This window comes from Pseudomonas sp. BN411 (assembly GCF_029871235.1).
In the GTDB taxonomy this organism is placed as follows: Bacteria; Pseudomonadota; Gammaproteobacteria; order Pseudomonadales; family Pseudomonadaceae; genus Metapseudomonas.
Genome location: NZ_SSOM01000085.1, coordinates 208,507 through 224,437 on the forward strand (window position 1 = coordinate 208,507; position 15,931 = coordinate 224,437).

Here is a 15,931-nt window from a genome sequence, read left to right on the forward strand (position 1 = left end):
ATCTAGCCTGGGTAAGCCAACTGCCAGGTGCCCCCATGAGCGATCAGGACATCAACGCCGACATCGTCGAAGAAGCCACTTCAAGCCAGCGGACAGGCCTGGTGTTGCCCGGCCAGACCCTGCCCGACAAGGTCTACATCATTCCTATCCACAACCGCCCGTTCTTCCCGGCTCAGGTGCTGCCGGTGATCGTCAATGAAGAGCCCTGGGCGGAGACCCTGGAGCTGGTGGCCAAGACCGAGCATCGCAGCCTGGCACTGTTCTTCATGGAGAACCCGCCGGAAGATCCGCGCCATTTCGATCCCAACACCCTGCCGGAACACGGCACCCTGGTGCGCGTGCACCACGCCAGCCGCGAGGGCGGCAAACTGCAGTTCGTGGCCCAGGGCTTGTCGCGCGTACGCATTCGCGGCTGGCTCAAGCGCCATCGCCCTCCCTTCCTGGTGGAGGTGGATTATCCACAGAGCCCCCAGGACCCTCGAGACGAGGTGAAGGCCTATGGCATGGCGCTGATCAACGCGATCAAGGAGCTGCTGCCGCTCAACCCGCTGTACAGCGAAGAACTGAAGAACTACCTCAATCGCTTCAGCCCCAACGATCCGTCGCCGCTGACCGACTTCGCCGCCGCCCTGACCACCGCGCCCGCACGAGAATTGCAGGAAGTGCTGGACACGGTGCCGATCCTCAAGCGCATGGAGAAGGTGCTGCCGCTGCTGCGCAAGGAAGTGGAAGTGGCGCGGTTGCAAAGCGAACTTTCCGCCGAGGTGAACCGCAAGATCGGCCAGCACCAGCGCGAATTCTTCCTCAAGGAACAGCTCAAGCTGATCCAGCAGGAACTGGGCATCACCAAGGACGACCGCAGCGCCGACAGCGAGCAGTTCGCCCAGCGCCTGGAAGGCAAGGTCCTGCCCGACCAGGCGAAGAAGCGCATCGACGAAGAGATGAACAAGCTGTCGATCCTGGAAACCGGGTCGCCGGAGTACGCGGTTACCCGCAACTACCTGGACTGGGCCACGTCCGTGCCCTGGGGCGTGTACGGGGCCGACAAGCTTGATCTCAAGCATGCCCGCCGGGTGCTGGATAAACACCACGCCGGGCTGGACGACGTGAAGAACCGCATTCTCGAGTTCCTCGCCGTCGGCGCCTTCAAGGGTGAAATCTCCGGTTCCATCGTGCTGTTGGTGGGCCCGCCCGGCGTAGGCAAGACCAGCATCGGCAAATCCATAGCCGAATCCCTTGGGCGCCCCTTCTATCGCTTCAGCGTCGGCGGCATGCGCGACGAAGCCGAAATCAAGGGTCACCGCCGCACCTACATCGGCGCCCTGCCCGGCAAGCTGGTGCAGGCACTGAAGGAAGTCGAGGTGATGAACCCGGTCATCATGCTCGACGAAATCGACAAGCTCGGCGCCAGCTACCAGGGCGACCCGGCCTCCGCGCTTCTGGAGACCCTGGACCCGGAGCAGAACGTCGAATTCCTCGACCACTACCTGGACCTGCGCCTGGACCTGTCCAAGGTGCTGTTCATCTGCACCGCCAACACCCTGGACTCCATTCCCGGCCCGCTGCTCGACCGCATGGAGACCATTCGTCTGTCCGGCTACATCACCGAAGAGAAGCACGCCATTGCCAAGCGCCACCTCTGGCCGCGTCTGCTGGAGCGAACCGGGGTGCCGAAGGAACGCCTATCCATCACCGACGGCGCGATGACCTCGGTGATCGATGGCTATGCGCGCGAAGCCGGGGTGCGCCAGCTCGAGAAGCAGCTGGGCAAGATCATCCGCAAATCCGTCGTGCGTCTCCTGGAAGAGCCGGAGGCGAAGATCAAGGTCGGCCAGAAGGACCTGGAGCAGTACCTGGGGCTGGCGCCATTCCGCAAGGAACAGCTGCTGGCGGGCGTCGGCGTGATCACCGGGCTGGCCTGGACCAGCCTCGGCGGGGCCACGCTGCCCATCGAGGCGACGCGCATCCACACGCTGAATCGCGGCTTCAAGCTCACCGGCCAGTTGGGTGACGTGATGAAAGAGTCAGCCGAGATCGCCTACAGCTATATCAGCTCGCACCTCAAGCGCTATGGCGGCGACGCGGGCTTCTTCGACCAGGCGTTCGTCCACCTCCACGTACCGGAAGGCGCGACCCCCAAGGATGGCCCCAGCGCTGGCATCACCATGGCCAGTGCGCTGCTCTCCCTGGCGCGTAACCAGACGCCGAAGAAGGGCGTGGCCATGACCGGCGAGCTGACCCTGACTGGCCAGGTCCTGCCCATTGGCGGGGTCCGCGAGAAAGTCATCGCCGCGCGCCGACAGAAGATCCACGAGCTGATCCTGCCGGAAGCCAATCGGGGTGCCTTCGAAGAGCTGCCGGACTACCTCAAGGAAGGCCTGACGGTGCACTTCGCCCGCCGCTTCAGCGATGTGGCGAAGGTGCTGTTCGACTGACAGGCCCTACGCAAGGGCGGGGTCAGCCGTTATGCTGACCCCGCCCTTGACCGATGGAGCCTCCGATGTCCCTCGTTCCCTCCCCTCGCCTGCTGTTGCCCCTGGGCCTCGCCCTGCTCGCCGCCTGCGCCCAGCAGAAAACCGGCCCGGTTGTGGTCCAGGACCAGCAGGACGATTGCCCGCTGTCCCTCAGCCAGGGCCAACCCCTGGTACTGACCCTGCCGAGCAATCCCACCACCGGCTTCCGCTGGGTGATGCGCGATGCCGCCACCAACGTGCTGCAGAGCCTCGGCCCGGAGGTCTACTCGACGCCGGAAGACGCCGGTCTCGTGGGCAGCGCCGGGCAGTCCACCTGGCGCTTCAAGGCCAGCCAGCCCGGCGAAGGTCGCTTGCGCCTGGACTACCAGCGCCCCTGGGAGACCGATGTGGCGCCGGTGGAAAGCTTCGACTGCCAGATCAGCGTCAAGTAGCGCCAAATGACTGCGCCGTTGGCGTCTGCCGCCTGGCGGGCGCAGCGGCACCTTTCCATAGTGATGCCCTGACGGACTCGCAGGAGCATTCATGGGAACCCTGAACTTCGGACTGGCCGGCGCACTGGCCTTTCTCAGCGGACTCGCGCTGGACCTCGACTGGTTGTGCTTCATCAGCAAGCCGATCCCCGTAATCGCGCTGTTGATCTGGCTGCATCGTGCGCCCGCTGGTGCCTATCGCCGCTGGATCGCCATCGGCCTCGTGCTCTCCCTGCTCGGCGACATGCTGCTGGAATGGCCAGCCGACCTGTTCGTGTTCGGCCTCGGCGCCTTTGTCCTTGCCCACCTGGCCTACCTGCGTGCCTACCTGCTGGACACCCGCCGGCTGGCTCCGCTCGCGCTGCTGGTGGCCGCCGGCTGCGGCGCTGTCATCTTCGCCCTGCTCGCCTCGGGCGGGCTTGGCGCCCTGCTGGTGCCAGTCGCCTGCTACGCACTGGCCATCAGCGCCATGCTTTGGCGCGCCCTGGCCCGCCTGGGACACGATCTCGACCGCCAATCGGCACTGCTGGCAGCGGGCGGTGCGGCACTCTTCGTGCTGTCGGACAGCCTGATCGGCATCAACCGTTTCGTCTCCCCCTTCAGCGGCGCGAGCTACCTGATCATCCTCAGCTACTGGTTGGGCCAATGGGGAATCGCAGCCTCCGTAGTGGCCATGTCGACCTCCGCACTCTCCCTGAAAAAACCGTCAGCGCCGTCCCGGGAAATCGGCTATAGCAAATAGGCGGACACTTAAACGGGGAGCGTGTAATGGGTAACCTGGTTCGACTGTGGAGCTTGCTGTGCTGTGCAGTTGCTATCGCGGGTTGCGGTAGTTTGCTGCCCAGCGAACGAGCTGAAGTCCTGTCGCCATTTCGCAGTTATTCCGATGCGGAAGCCCGCTATTCACAAGCGGTCCCAGGCCGAACGACACGCCCTGAGCTGTTCTCCCTGGGATTCGATCCGCTGATCGAAGGGAACGGCAAGATGCTCTCGTTCATCGACGTGCGCCTGATGTTCGTCCAGCCCAACGTGCCCATCGACTACCTGCCCGAAGGCTTGATGAAGTGCCTGGAAGCCAAGGATCGCTGCATCGGCTACGCCTTCGAGTTCACCAAGACCGATACCCAGCGGGTGGGCAGCTTCTGGGCGGACGTCTTCAACTTCCGCAAGAACCGCGAGTTCCAGGGCTGGGTATTCCGCGCGGTGTTCGTGCTGGTGGATGACGTGCTGGTGCACAAGGTGAGCAACGGCGAGCCGAACATCCGCCGTCACGAGGTCAAGCGCAACCCGCTGGGGCCGTTGCAGGGTGCGGGAGAGTTCTTTTCCGATCAGCTGAAGTGAGGGAGGTTTGGCCGCGTCGCGCAGTCCGTTAGAATGCCGGCCTTTTCCCTTGCTGGTACCGGCCCGTGACCGAAAGTCCCGATCGCATCTACGCCAATCCCCAGGCCCAAGTCGCCGACTTCGCCTTCAATGAAGACGTGGTCCGGGTCTTTCCGGACATGATCAAGCGCTCGGTTCCGGGTTATCCCACTATCGTCGAGAACATCGGCGTGCTGGCGGCGCAGTTCGCCCAGCCCAACACCCCGCTGTATGACCTGGGCAGCTCTCTCGGCGCCGTGACCCAGGCCCTGCGCCGCCATGTGAAGACCGATGGTTGCAAGGTCATCGCTGTGGATAACTCCAGCGCCATGGTGGATCGCTGCCGCGAATACCTGCATGCCCAGGACGCCATGTTCCAGGAGCTGCTGCCGGTGGAGGTGGTCGAGGCCGACATCCTCGCCCTCGAGTTCCAGCCCTGTTCCCTGGTGGCGATGAACTTCACCCTGCAGTTCGTACCCCGCGAGCACCGCACCCCGCTCCTTGGCCGCATTCGCCAGGCGCTGCTGCCGGGCGGCGCGCTGATCCTCTCGGAGAAGCTGCGCTTCGAAGATGCCGACGAGCACCAGTTGCTCACCGACCTGCATGTCGCCTTCAAGCGTGCCAACGGCTACAGCGAACTGGAAATCGCCCAGAAACGCAGCGCGCTGGAAAACGTCATGAACCCGGACAGCCTGGAAGAACACCGCGAACGCCTGCTGGCAGCGGGATTCTCCAAGGTCGTGCCCTGGTTCCAGTGCCTCAACTTCGCTTCGCTGATCGCCCTGCCATGATTCGAACGCTGGACCTCGACGCCCTGCAACAACGACTGGCGGGCACAAACCTGCAGGACTGGGCAGCCGACCTGCCCGCGCAACTCGACGCCAAGCTGGCAGTCGGCCACGGCGACCTCGAGCGCTGGGGCGCGGCGGTCAATGCCCTGCCGCCCCTGCAACCACAGCAGGTGGAACTGGCGCAGCGCTTCCTGCTCGACGGCCCCTGCGACGACGCCACGCGAGCCGCACTGAAAGCCGCGCTACAGGGGCTGATTCCCTGGCGCAAAGGCCCCTTCGAAGTGTTCGGGGTGCACGTCGATACCGAGTGGCGTTCGGACTGGAAGTGGTCGCGGGTCGCTCCGCATCTGGACCTGCGCGGCCGCCGCGTGCTGGATGTCGGTTGCGGCAACGGTTACTACCAGTGGCGCATGCTGGGCGCAGGCGCTGACTGCGTGGTGGGCGTCGATCCCAACTGGCTGTTCTTCTGCCAATTCCTGGCCATGAAGCGCTTCCTGCCCGACCTCCCCGCCTGGCACCTGCCGCTGTCGCTGGAAGAACTGCCACCGAAGCTGGAAGGCTTCGATACCGTGTTCTCCATGGGCGTGCTCTATCATCGTCGCTCGCCCATCGACCATCTGCTCGACCTCAAGGACTGCCTGCGCCGGAATGGCGAGCTGGTGCTGGAAACCCTGGTGGTGGAAGGTGACGCCCAGCAAGTACTGGTGCCCGAGGATCGCTACGCGCAGATGCGCAACGTCTGGTTCCTGCCTTCGGTGGCGGCCCTGGAATTGTGGCTGCGCCGCGCGGGCTATGTGGATGTGCGTTGTGTGGATGTCAGCTACACCAGCGTGGAAGAGCAACGCAGCACCGACTGGATGCGCTACCAGTCCCTGCCCGAATTCCTCGACCCCGCTGACCACAGCCGCACCATCGAAGGCCTCCCTGCACCGGCCCGCGCCGTGCTGATCGCGCGCAAGCCCTGACGATCGCTGCTTATGGGGAGCACGCACCGCTTTTCGTAGGTTGGGTAGAGCCTGCGAAACCCAACGCAGCGGACTCACCCCGCACATCGTTGGGCCTCGTTCCTCGGCACCAACCTACGAGGCCGCTACGCAGCCCTTCACGATTGAAATCGCCCCCAAAGGAAGGGCCTCAGCTTTGTAGGGTGGATAGCGCTCTTTCCATCCACCAAGGGCCTGGTGGATCGGTGAAGCGTGATCCACCCTACGAACATTCGCGATTGAAATCACCCACACCAGCCGCCGCCTGAAACGACTCGCCCCCACAGGAACCGAATCCTGTGGGGGCGAATTCATTCGCTGAGCCGGGCCGGCGCTTGGCCCTGATCAGCCCTTGGCGGCAGCCGAAACGATCAGCTGCTTCATCTCCACCACCGCCTGCTTGAAACCAACGAACAGCGCGTGGGCCACCAGGGCGTGGCCAATGTTCAGTTCGTTGATACCGGAAATCGCAGCCACCGGCTCGACGTTGTGGTAATGCAGGCCGTGGCCGGCGTTGACGATCAGGCCGAGCCTGAGGCCCAGGGCGACGCCTTCCTGGATGCGCTGCAGCTCGCGGGCGGCTTCTTCCGGAGTATGGGCGTCGGCATAGCGGCCGGTATGCAGTTCGATGGCCGGAGCCCCCACACGATGCGAGGCCTCGATCTGTCGCGGGTCGGCGTCGATGAACAGCGAAACCTCGCTGCCCACCTTGGCCAGGCGCTCCACCGCGGCCTTGATGCGTGCTTCCTGGCCGGCGACGTCGAGGCCACCTTCGGTGGTCAGCTCCTGACGGGTTTCGGGTACCAGGCAGACATGCTCGGGGCGGATTTCCTCGGCGAAGGCCATCATTTCCTCGGTCACGCCCATCTCGAAGTTCATGCGGGTCTGCAGCACTTCCCTGAGCACGCGTACGTCACGCTCCTGGATGTGCCGGCGGTCCTCGCGCAGGTGCACGGTGATGCCATCGGCACCGGCTTCCTCGGCGTCCAGGGCCGCCTTGACCGGGTCCGGGTAACGGGTGCCGCGGGCCTGGCGGAGGGTGGCGACGTGGTCGATGTTCACGCCGAGAAGTACGCGGTTGGCTTCAGTCACGGGGAGGTTCCTTGATCGTCATGAATAGCTCGCGGCTGACCAGTGGCCGGCCGCCCAGGTGAGGTGCCAGAGCCTGGCGCATCAGGCGCTTGGCCGCGCCGAGTGCGCCCGGGGCGCTCCAGTCGGCTTCGGCCAGGGCGAGGAGTTCGCGGCCCTGGAACAGGCCGGGCTGCAACTGCGCCACCGGCTCCAGTCCGGCATCCGGCTGCAGGCGGTAGATGCCGTCAGGGGCGATGGGCTGCCCGGCCAGGTCCGTATCCAGGGCGAAACCATAGCCCAGCTCGTCCAGCAGACGCCATTCGAATGCGCGCAGCAGCGGTTCCAGCGGACGGTTGGCGGCAAGGGCCTGGAGGGTTGCGGCGTAATGCTCGAAGAGCGCGGGCTGCGGGTCTTCGGCCGGCAGCAGGCGAATCAGCAGTTCATTGAGGTAGAGGCCGCTGAACAGCGCCTCGCCGGCAAGCAGGTTGGGGATGCCAGCACTCTCCAGCCGGCCAACGTTCTTCAGCTCGCCACGGCCGCGAAACTCCGCTTCCAGCGGCAGGAACGGCCGCGCCAGGGTACCGGCCTTGCCACGGGCACCACGCAGCACCGCACGCAGGCGCCCTTCGGGGGTGAAGAAGTCGACCAGCGCGCTGCTTTCCCGATAGGCCCTGCTGTGCAGGACGAACGTCGGCAGCGCCGCGCTGATCATCGAGAGGCTCAGAGGTCGTTGTAGCCCAGGGAACGCAGGGCACGCTCGTCGTCGGACCAGCCGCCCTTCACTTTCACCCAGAGGTTGAGCATGACCTTGGAGTCGAACATGGTTTCCATGTCCTTGCGGGCGTCCTGGCCGATGCGTTTGATGCGCTCGCCGCCGTCGCCGATGATGATCTTCTTCTGACCATCGCGCTCAACCAGGATCAGGGCGTGGATGTGCAGGACATGGCCTTCCTGCTTGAACTCTTCGATTTCGACGGTGATCTGGTAGGGCAGCTCGGCGCCCAGCTGGCGCATGATCTTCTCGCGCACCAGTTCGGCGGCGAGGAAACGGCTGCTACGGTCGGTGATCTGGTCTTCCGGGAAGAAGTGATCGCCTTCCGGCAGGCGCTCGGCCACCAGGCGCTCCAGGGTGTCGAGATTGTGACCCTGGAGGGCGGAAATCGGGACCAGCTCGGCGTTCGGCAGCTGTTCCTGGAGCCAGGACAGGTGCGGGATCAGGTCGCCCTTCTCGTCCATGCGATCGGTCTTGTTCACCGCGAGCAGCACCGGGCCCTGCACGTACTGCACGCGCTCCAGAACCAGTTGGTCCTCTTCGGTCCAGCGGTCACGGTCGACCACGAAGACGACCACGTCCACGTCCTTCAACGCCGCCGAGGCGCTGCGGTTCATGTAGCGGTTGAGTGCCTTGTCGCTCTTCTTGTGCAGACCGGGGGTGTCGACGTAGATCGCCTGGACATTGCCCTCGGTCTTGATGCCGAGCATGTTGTGGCGGGTGGTCTGCGGCTTGCGCGAGGTGATTGCCAGCTTCTGCCCGAGGATGTGGTTGAGCAGCGTGGACTTGCCCACATTGGGGCGGCCGACGATGGCAACGTAGCCGCAGCGGGGGGTATCGATATCAGTCATTGCCATTCTCCACACCAAGGGCGACCAGGGCGGCGGCGGCGGCCACCTGTTCAGCGATCCGGCGGCTGGCGCCCTGACCCTGGGTCTTGTCATTCAGCAGGGTGACCTGGCACTCGACGAAGAACGTCCGGCAGTGCGGTTCACCCTGGATATCCACCACTTCATAGCGTGGCAGTTCACAGGCCCGGGATTGCAGGAACTCCTGCAGGCGGGTCTTGGGGTCCTTGTTGGTATCCACCAGGGTCAGGCCTTCGAGCTCGTTGGCCAGCCAGGCGAGGACGCGCTCGCGCGCGGCCTCCATGCCGGAATCCAGGTAGATCGCGCCGATCAGCGCTTCCAGTGCGTCGGCGAGGATCGACTCGCGGCGGAAACCGCCGCTCTTCAGCTCGCCCGATCCCAGGCGCAAGTATTCGCCCAGTTCGAAGCCACGGGCCAGCAAGGCCAGGGTTTCGCCCTTCACCAGCCGCGCACGCAGCCGCGACAACTGCCCCTCGCGCGCCTGCGGGAAGCGTGCGAACAGGGCCTCGCCGGCGACGAAGTTCAGAATGGCATCGCCGAGGAACTCGAGGCGCTCGTTGTTGCGCCCCGCATAGCTGCGGTGGGTCAGGGCCAGAGTCATCAGACTCTGGTCCTTGAAGGTATAGCCGAGCTTACGCTCGAGACGGCTGAGGGATACGCTCACTGGACTCGCACACGGAATTCTTTGTCGAAGCGCACCACCAGATCGAGGTTCTCGACCAGGGGCTCGCGTTTTTCATACTTGAGGTGGGCCTGGAACTCGTTGTTTTCCAGGGTCACCTTCAGCGCCTTGTCCAGGTCCAGGTCACGGATGCCGTTGACCTGCATGCCCTTGGATACATGGCTGTAGAAGTCGGGAATGGTCCTGATTTCCAGGGCCTTTTCGGTTTCCACCGAACTGATGATCTTCTCCATGGAGAAGAAATCGAGGTAATGCGGGATCACCTTGAAGGCGGTGCTGGCCAGGAAAGCCACTACGGCCAGGACCAGCAGCCAGCCCAGAACCGACATACCCTTCTGCTTACGCGCGAACGTCATGATCGACCTCAATGTCTGTGTTTTTATGGAGGCCGGTTGGCCCGCAAGCAAGACTATATAGCGACTGCGGCGCTGTCATGAACAACGCCGCAAAACCGCGATGGCGAGGGGGCTGTTAGTGAATCAGGCCCACTCGGGAGAAGTTCGGCACGTTGCGCAGCTTGGGATCGGGCCAGCTCATCCACACGGCGAACGCCTTGCCGACGATGTTGCGATCCGGAACCATGCCCAGCAGATCTTTCGGGATACGGGGATCGTTCCAGTAGCGGCTGTCGTTGGAGTTGTCGCGGTTGTCGCCCATCATGAAGTAATGCCCCTGGGGCACCACCCACTCGCGGCCCGGCTCCATGCGGTAGCGCTTCATTTCCTTGCGGATCAGGTGCTCGGCTTCGCCCAGCTTTTCCTGGTAGAGCATGGCGCTGCCCAGGGTACCCGGCTCTTCACCCAGCATCTTTTCAGCCACTGGCTGACCATTGATGGTCAGGTGCTTGTCGCTGCTGTAGGCGATGCGATCGCCCGGCAGGCCGATCACCCGCTTGATGTAGTTGATGTTCGGGTCGCTGGGGTAGCGGAACACCATGACATCGCCACGCTGCGGGTCACCCACCTCGATCACCTTGTTGTCCAGCACCGGCAGGCGGATGCCATAGGCGAACTTGTTGACCAGGATGAAATCGCCCACTTCCAGGGTCGGCTTCATGGAGCCGGACGGGATCTGGAAAGGTTCGACCAGGAACGAACGCAGTATCAGCACGATGGCCAGCACGGGGAAGAAGGACTTCCCGTACTCCACCAGCAGCGGTTCCTTGTTCAGCCTGTCGAGCACGTCCGGGTCGGGCTCGCTGACTTGCCCCTCGTAGGTGGCAATCGCGGAGCGCCGGCGCGGCGCCAGCAGAACCAGGTCGATAAGCGCGAGTACGCCGCAGACTGCCACGGCGATAACCAACAACAGCGGGAAATTGATCGACATAGACCCTAGCTATCCACTTTGAGCACAGCGAGGAAGGCTTCCTGCGGGATTTCCACGCTGCCGACCTGCTTCATCCGTTTCTTACCGGCCTTCTGCTTCTCCAGCAGTTTCTTCTTACGGCTGACGTCACCGCCGTAGCACTTGGCCAGAACGTTCTTCCTGAGCGCTTTTACAGTAGTACGTGCAACGATCTGTCCACCGATCGCCGCCTGGATCGCCACGTCGAACATCTGACGCGGAATCAGTTCTTTCATCTTCTCGGTCAACGCGCGGCCTTTGTAGTGGGCCTGGTCGCGGTGCACGATAAGTGCCAGGGCATCGACCTTCTCGCCGTTGATCAGTACGTCCAGCTTCACCAGATTAGCCGGTTCGAAGCGATCGAAGCTGTAGTCCAGCGACGCATAGCCGCGACTTACCGACTTCAGACGGTCGAAGAAGTCCAGCACCACCTCGTTCATCGGCAGGTCGTAGCAAACCTGAACCTGCGAGCTGAGGAATTGCATGTCGCGCTGGACGCCACGCTTCTCGATGCACAGGGTGATGACGTTGCCGAGGTGCTCCTGGGGAACCAGGATGTTGGCGCGCACGATGGGCTCGCGCATTTCGTCGATGGACGAGAGGTCGGGCAGTTTGGACGGGTTGTCGACGTAGATGGTCTCGCCGTTCTTCTGCACGATTTCGAAGACTACGGTCGGCGCGGTGGTGATCAGGTCCAGGTCGTATTCGCGCTCCAGGCGCTCCTGGATGATCTCCATGTGCAGCATGCCGAGGAAGCCGATACGGAAACCGAAGCCCAGGGCCTCGGAGCTTTCCGGCTCGTATTGCAGCGCAGCGTCGTTCAGGGTCAGTTTCTGCAGGGCTTCGCGGAAGTCCTCGAAATCGTCGGAGCTGACCGGGAACAGGCCGGCGTAAACCTGCGGCTTGATGCGCTGGAAGCCCGGCAGTACGTCCACATCGGGCGTATTGGACAGGGTCAGGGTATCGCCCACCGGGGCGCCGTGAATGTCCTTGATACCGGCAATGATGAAACCCACTTCGCCGGCCTTGAGGTCGGGCATATCGGTGTGTTTCGGGGTGAATACGCCGACGCTGTCCACCTGGTGGACCTTGCCGGTGGACTTCACCAGAATCTTGTCGCCCTTCTTCACCCGGCCGTGCTTGACCCGCACCAGCGAGACCACGCCCAGGTAGTTGTCGAACCAGGAGTCGATGATCAGGGCCTGCAGCGGTGCGTCGATCTCGCCTTCCGGAGCCGGGATGACTTCCACCAGGCGCTCCAGCACGTCGATCACGCCCATGCCGCTCTTGGCGCTGCAGGGAACGGCGTCGGTGGCATCGATGCCGATGATGTGCTCGATCTCTTCCTTCACCCGCTCCGGTTCGGCCTGGGGCAGGTCCATCTTGTTCAGCACCGGCATGACCTCGAGGCCTTGCTCGATGGCGGTGTAGCAGTTGGCCACGGACTGGGCTTCCACGCCCTGACCGGCGTCCACCACCAGCAGCGCGCCTTCACAGGCCGCCAGGGAACGGCTGACCTCGTAGGTGAAGTCCACGTGGCCGGGGGTGTCGATGAAATTCAGCTGGTAGGTCTTACCGCTCTGCGACTTGTAGTGCAGGGTAACGCTGTGGGCCTTGATGGTGATGCCGCGCTCGCGTTCAAGATCCATGGAGTCCAGTACCTGGGCCTCCATCTCGCGGTCGGACAGGCCGCCGCACATCTGAATGAAGCGGTCTGCCAGGGTCGACTTGCCATGGTCGATGTGGGCGATGATGGAGAAATTGCGGATATGACTCAGGTCACTCACGGATGGACACTCGAAAAAGCCGCGAGCAGGCTGCTCGCCGAAAAATAGCGGGGGAGTTTACCTGATCGGCGACCAACCCGTCACGCCCATGCGGCGGAAGGCAGAAACGAAAAAGGGCGGCCATTGGCCGCCCTTTCGCACCGCAACCGCTTTATTCGGCCAGCTTGAAGGTAATGAAGCTGGCGCGCCCCTGACGCAGCACGCGCATGGATACCGAACGGTTCTTCGGCAGGTCCTTGGCGATTTGCGTGAAGGCCTTGGCGGACGGAATCGCCTGGTTGTTCAGGTGAGTGATCACATCACCCGGACGCAGGCCCATCATGGCAGCCGGGCCGTCCTGGACGTCCTTGATCACCACGCCACCCTGGATGTCCAGGGCCTTCTTCTGCTCGTCGGTCAGCTCGACCACGCTCACGCCCAGGCGATTGCTGCTGCGCTCGACGCCATCGCCGGTCGCGGCGGCCATTTCGTCGCCGTCTTCCGGCAGCGCGCCGATAGCCATGTCGAGGGTCTTGCGGCTGCCGCCACGCACGACTTCCAGCTTGATCTTGCTACCCGGTTTGAGGTTGCCCACCAGGTGCGGCAGGTCAGCGGACACCACGATCGGCTGGCCGTTCATGCTGAGGATGACGTCACCCACCTGCAGACCGCCCTTGGCAGCGGGACCACCTTCCTGGACCTGAGCCACCAGCGCACCAGCCGGCTTGTCCAGACCGAAGGATTCAGCAAGGTCCTTGTTCACTTCCTGGATGACCACGCCCAGCCAGCCGCGGCTGACCTTGCCTTCGGACTTGAGCTGGTCGGCCACGCTCATGGCGACGTCGATCGGGATGGCGAAGGACAGGCCCATGAAGCCGCCGGAGCGAGTGAAGATCTGCGAGTTGATGCCCACTACTTCGCCGTCCAGGTTGAACAGCGGGCCACCGGAGTTACCCGGGTTGATGGCCACGTCGGTCTGGATGAACGGTACGTAGTTCTCGTTGGGCAGGCTGCGACCCTTGGCGCTGACGATACCGGCGGTCACCGAATGGTCGAAACCGAAGGGCGAACCGATGGCCAGCACCCAGCTACCCACCTTGAGTTCGTCGGACTTGCCGATTTTCACAATCGGCAGGTCCTTGCCCTGGACCTTCAGCAGCGCCACGTCGGTACGCGGGTCGGCGCCGATCAACTTGGCTTCCAGCTCGCTGCGGTCGGACAGGCGCACGATGATCTCGTCGGCGTCGGCCACCACGTGGTTGTTGGTCAGGACGTAGCCGTCCTGGGAAATGATGAAGCCGGAACCGAGGGACTGCGCCTCGCGCTGGCGGCCGCCCTGCGGGTTGCGCGGCGCTTGCGGCATGTTGCGCTCGAAGAATTCGCGCAGCATAGGTGGCAGGCCTTCCAGGTCAGGCATCGCCTGGGCACCGGCAGCACCGCGCTGGGGCAGCTTCTGCCGGGTACTGATGTTGACCACCGCCGGGGACGCCTCTTCGACCAGGGGCGTGAAGTCCGGCAGCTCGGCACGAGCCACGAGGGTTTGACCGAGCAGCAGCAAGGCTGCCACGGCGGTCATGCAGGATTTGAGGTTAAGCATCGACATACAGCTCCCGTCGCATAACGAGTGGTATGAACTCGCTGGACCGCCCGGCCCTGCGAGCAAAACACAACACAAAAGCAAAAAGAGCCCGGGGCGTCAGCCCAAGGCTCGGTGGAACATCGTGAAAAAGACAGGCCGGGAGCAGAGGCTCCCGCGCCATGAACAGAATACGGGTCCTGTAGCAAGGATCATTGTGTCGCGGAGGCCTCCGCTGCCGCTGCCCGCATGGACAGTGCAACCCGTTCGGCCGTTCCCAGCGGGATTTCCCCGACCACGGTCACCATCACGTCGCCATCGGCCGTGCTGACCCGCTTGGACACCATCACAGTCGGCCCCAGCTGACTGCGCGCGTCTTCGACTACGGCGCCATGCAGTGGCTCGAGGAACACCGAGAAGCGCGCCAGTCCGTCGCTATAAAGCAGGCTGGATACCGGATCGGACGACACCGGGCTACGGCGTTCCTGGGCGCTGGTCAGGCTGAAGCCCGGCGGCAGCCAGTCGGAGCGCCAGTGGGACGCTTTCTCGGACTGCGCCTCAGCGGTACGCACCGCCTTGCACGCCGAACCGGGCTGAAGGTCGGCATCCGCCGGAGCAGTTGCCGTATCAATGCGGGTGAACTGGAAGCGTTCCAGCAGCTGCCCCTTGTCGCTCAGCAACAAGGACTTGAGCGGCAGGCCGGTGTCCCGATCCAGATGCAGCTCGAAGCCATAGCGGTGCTGGTCACGCGGGGTCAGGGTCAGGACCACCGCGGCGTGCCCGGCGACCCGGGACTCGCCAGCGAGGCGCAGGTCATACCATTCGGACAGCTGCTTGGCGTCGAGCGCCCGGGCTGGCCAGACCTGGCCGTCGGCCATCTGATCGGAGAGGGAGCCACTCACGCACTGGGTGCGCCCGTTGACGCGCACCACTTCCTGAGCCGGCCCATCGAGCTGCAGCAGACGCTCGCGCACCTCCCCACCCTGCTGGACCTGATGCCAGACTTCATGGGTGGAGAAACTCCCATTTCGTTCGTAGACGAAAGTTCCCTGGAAACTCTGGCGCTGCTCCGCATCAGCGAGGCGCTGCAGCCAGTCCTGAGCGTCGGCGGCATGGGCTGATTGAGTCAGCCAGCCGCCAAGCAAGATGAATACCGGAAGTGCGCGCATGTTCCTCCTCAGCGGCTCTCCAGACTGGCAGCGCGGGCGTATGGCAGAGCACTGTCGCTACCGCTCATCGCAGCCTGCTGCGCATGTTGCCGCAGGTACGCTGGCAGACGCTTCTCGTGCCAACCGGAAGACGACTGGGTCGCACCGATGGGCTGTTGCGCCTGTTGACCATCCTCACTATAGCCAGCCAGCACGGCACCTTGCTGGGCCTGCGGCATGACCATGGCGGGCTGGCTGGCCTGCTGCTGGGCGAGCTGCTGGGTGCCCACGACTTCGTCCTGGTTGTACATGCGTACACCGGCCAGTACGGCGAGGGTCACCGAAGCGGCTACAGCCAGACGCCCCAGGTTGCGCCACGGAGCACGAACCACCTGGGCAGGCGGTGCGGCTTCCTCGGCCAGCGCGGCCGAGACTGCGGCAGCGATGTCCAGGCGCGGCTCCAGCAGCTCCTTGTGCATCACGGCCCGGGCGATCTGGTAACGCGACCAGGTAGCCCGGAGTTCTTGATCTTCGCTGGCGGCGAGAACTCGACGCAGCTCCAGTTCGTCCGCCTCGTTATCCATTACCGCGGACAGCGATTCTTGCAAAGCTTCACGACTCATGGC

Annotated in this window: 16 protein-coding genes; 6 read left to right on the forward strand and 10 right to left on the reverse strand. The window is 63.8% G+C overall.

Annotation, left to right across the window (positions count from 1 at the left end; all coding sequences use genetic code 11):
* The first annotated feature begins 35 nt into the window (after nt 1-35).
* The 6 genes from lon (at nt 36) to cmoB (ending at nt 6,059) form a co-directional block, all read left to right on the forward strand.
* Complete coding sequence (gene lon / locus E8F06_RS27980; protein ID WP_280372414.1) at nt 36-2,435, forward strand: endopeptidase La; 2,400 nt, start codon at nt 36-38, stop codon at nt 2,433-2,435.
* Between the two features lie 65 nt (nt 2,436-2,500).
* Nucleotides 2,501-2,905: a protease inhibitor I42 family protein gene (locus E8F06_RS27985; protein WP_280372415.1), complete on the forward strand. Its 405-nt coding sequence runs from the start codon at nt 2,501-2,503 to the stop codon at nt 2,903-2,905.
* Nucleotides 2,906-2,996: 91 nt separating this feature from the next.
* Nucleotides 2,997-3,686 carry a lysoplasmalogenase gene (locus E8F06_RS27990; RefSeq protein WP_280372416.1) on the forward strand — a complete coding sequence of 230 codons (690 nt, stop codon included), beginning with the start codon at nt 2,997-2,999 and terminating at the stop codon, nt 3,684-3,686.
* Nucleotides 3,687-3,712: 26 nt separating this feature from the next.
* A complete protein-coding gene (locus tag E8F06_RS27995) occupies nt 3,713-4,285 on the forward strand; it encodes a hypothetical protein (protein ID WP_280372417.1) in 573 nt (190 codons plus the stop codon).
* Nucleotides 4,286-4,350: 65 nt separating this feature from the next.
* On the forward strand, nt 4,351-5,094 hold the full coding sequence (gene cmoA / locus E8F06_RS28000) for a carboxy-S-adenosyl-L-methionine synthase CmoA (protein ID WP_280372418.1): 744 nt from the start codon (nt 4,351-4,353) through the stop codon (nt 5,092-5,094).
* Entirely contained in the window at nt 5,091-6,059 is a 969-nt protein-coding gene (cmoB, locus tag E8F06_RS28005; RefSeq protein ID WP_280372419.1) for a tRNA 5-methoxyuridine(34)/uridine 5-oxyacetic acid(34) synthase CmoB, read from the forward strand. Before cmoA ends, cmoB begins: the two co-directional genes overlap by 4 nt.
* Nucleotides 6,060-6,422: 363 nt before the next feature.
* Here the strand turns inward: cmoB and pdxJ are convergent, their stop codons facing one another.
* The 10 genes from pdxJ to E8F06_RS28055 all read right to left on the reverse strand — a co-directional run bounded on the left by pdxJ (nt 6,423) and on the right by E8F06_RS28055 (nt 15,928).
* Nucleotides 6,423-7,169 (reverse strand): pyridoxine 5'-phosphate synthase, encoded by a 747-nt coding sequence (gene pdxJ / locus E8F06_RS28010; protein ID WP_280372420.1) that lies wholly within the window; start codon nt 7,167-7,169, stop codon nt 6,423-6,425.
* Complete coding sequence (gene recO, locus E8F06_RS28015; protein WP_280372421.1) at nt 7,162-7,860, reverse strand: DNA repair protein RecO; 699 nt, start codon at nt 7,858-7,860, stop codon at nt 7,162-7,164. The genes pdxJ and recO overlap by 8 nt, the downstream gene beginning before the upstream one ends.
* 8 nt (nt 7,861-7,868) lie before the next feature.
* Nucleotides 7,869-8,771, reverse strand: a complete 903-nt coding sequence (gene era / locus E8F06_RS28020; RefSeq protein WP_179060976.1) for a GTPase Era — start codon at nt 8,769-8,771, stop codon at nt 7,869-7,871.
* Entirely contained in the window at nt 8,764-9,453 is a 690-nt protein-coding gene (gene rnc, locus E8F06_RS28025) for a ribonuclease III (RefSeq protein ID WP_190832929.1), read from the reverse strand. Before rnc ends, era begins: the two co-directional genes overlap by 8 nt.
* Nucleotides 9,450-9,827, reverse strand: coding sequence for a DUF4845 domain-containing protein (locus E8F06_RS28030; protein ID WP_280372422.1), 378 nt, complete (start codon nt 9,825-9,827; stop codon nt 9,450-9,452). The genes rnc and E8F06_RS28030 overlap by 4 nt, the downstream gene beginning before the upstream one ends.
* A gap of 115 nt (nt 9,828-9,942) precedes the next feature.
* On the reverse strand, nt 9,943-10,797 hold the full coding sequence (gene lepB, locus E8F06_RS28035; RefSeq protein WP_280372423.1) for a signal peptidase I: 855 nt from the start codon (nt 10,795-10,797) through the stop codon (nt 9,943-9,945).
* A gap of 5 nt (nt 10,798-10,802) precedes the next feature.
* Nucleotides 10,803-12,602: a translation elongation factor 4 gene (gene lepA / locus E8F06_RS28040; RefSeq protein WP_280372424.1), complete on the reverse strand. Its 1,800-nt coding sequence runs from the start codon at nt 12,600-12,602 to the stop codon at nt 10,803-10,805.
* A gap of 151 nt (nt 12,603-12,753) precedes the next feature.
* Nucleotides 12,754-14,178, reverse strand: a complete 1,425-nt coding sequence (locus tag E8F06_RS28045) for a DegQ family serine endoprotease (protein ID WP_280372452.1) — start codon at nt 14,176-14,178, stop codon at nt 12,754-12,756.
* A gap of 191 nt (nt 14,179-14,369) precedes the next feature.
* Nucleotides 14,370-15,326 carry a MucB/RseB C-terminal domain-containing protein gene (locus tag E8F06_RS28050; RefSeq protein ID WP_280372425.1) on the reverse strand — a complete coding sequence of 319 codons (957 nt, stop codon included), beginning with the start codon at nt 15,324-15,326 and terminating at the stop codon, nt 14,370-14,372.
* An 8-nt stretch (nt 15,327-15,334) separates the two neighbouring features.
* Nucleotides 15,335-15,928: an RseA family anti-sigma factor gene (locus tag E8F06_RS28055; RefSeq protein WP_190832940.1), complete on the reverse strand. Its 594-nt coding sequence runs from the start codon at nt 15,926-15,928 to the stop codon at nt 15,335-15,337.
* Nucleotides 15,929-15,931: the final 3 nt, after the last annotated feature.

What these genes read in the sequence shown, in the direction of transcription:
- lon (WP_280372414.1), top strand. Translation starts at nt 36, where the DNA reads ATGAGCGATCAGGACATCAACGCCGACATCGTCGAAGAAGCCACTTCA.
- E8F06_RS27985 (WP_280372415.1), top strand. Translation starts at nt 2,501, where the DNA reads ATGTCCCTCGTTCCCTCCCCTCGCCTGCTGTTGCCCCTGGGCCTCGCC.
- E8F06_RS27990 (WP_280372416.1), top strand. Translation starts at nt 2,997, where the DNA reads ATGGGAACCCTGAACTTCGGACTGGCCGGCGCACTGGCCTTTCTCAGC.
- E8F06_RS27995 (WP_280372417.1), top strand. Translation starts at nt 3,713, where the DNA reads ATGGGTAACCTGGTTCGACTGTGGAGCTTGCTGTGCTGTGCAGTTGCT.
- cmoB (WP_280372419.1), top strand. Translation starts at nt 5,091, where the DNA reads ATGATTCGAACGCTGGACCTCGACGCCCTGCAACAACGACTGGCGGGC.
- recO (WP_280372421.1), bottom strand. Translation starts at nt 7,860, where the DNA reads ATGATCAGCGCGGCGCTGCCGACGTTCGTCCTGCACAGCAGGGCCTAT.
- era (WP_179060976.1), bottom strand. Translation starts at nt 8,771, where the DNA reads ATGACTGATATCGATACCCCCCGCTGCGGCTACGTTGCCATCGTCGGC.
- E8F06_RS28030 (WP_280372422.1), bottom strand. Translation starts at nt 9,827, where the DNA reads ATGACGTTCGCGCGTAAGCAGAAGGGTATGTCGGTTCTGGGCTGGCTG.
- lepB (WP_280372423.1), bottom strand. Translation starts at nt 10,797, where the DNA reads ATGTCGATCAATTTCCCGCTGTTGTTGGTTATCGCCGTGGCAGTCTGC.
- E8F06_RS28045 (WP_280372452.1), bottom strand. Translation starts at nt 14,178, where the DNA reads ATGCTTAACCTCAAATCCTGCATGACCGCCGTGGCAGCCTTGCTGCTG.
- E8F06_RS28050 (WP_280372425.1), bottom strand. Translation starts at nt 15,326, where the DNA reads ATGCGCGCACTTCCGGTATTCATCTTGCTTGGCGGCTGGCTGACTCAA.
- E8F06_RS28055 (WP_190832940.1), bottom strand. Translation starts at nt 15,928, where the DNA reads ATGAGTCGTGAAGCTTTGCAAGAATCGCTGTCCGCGGTAATGGATAAC.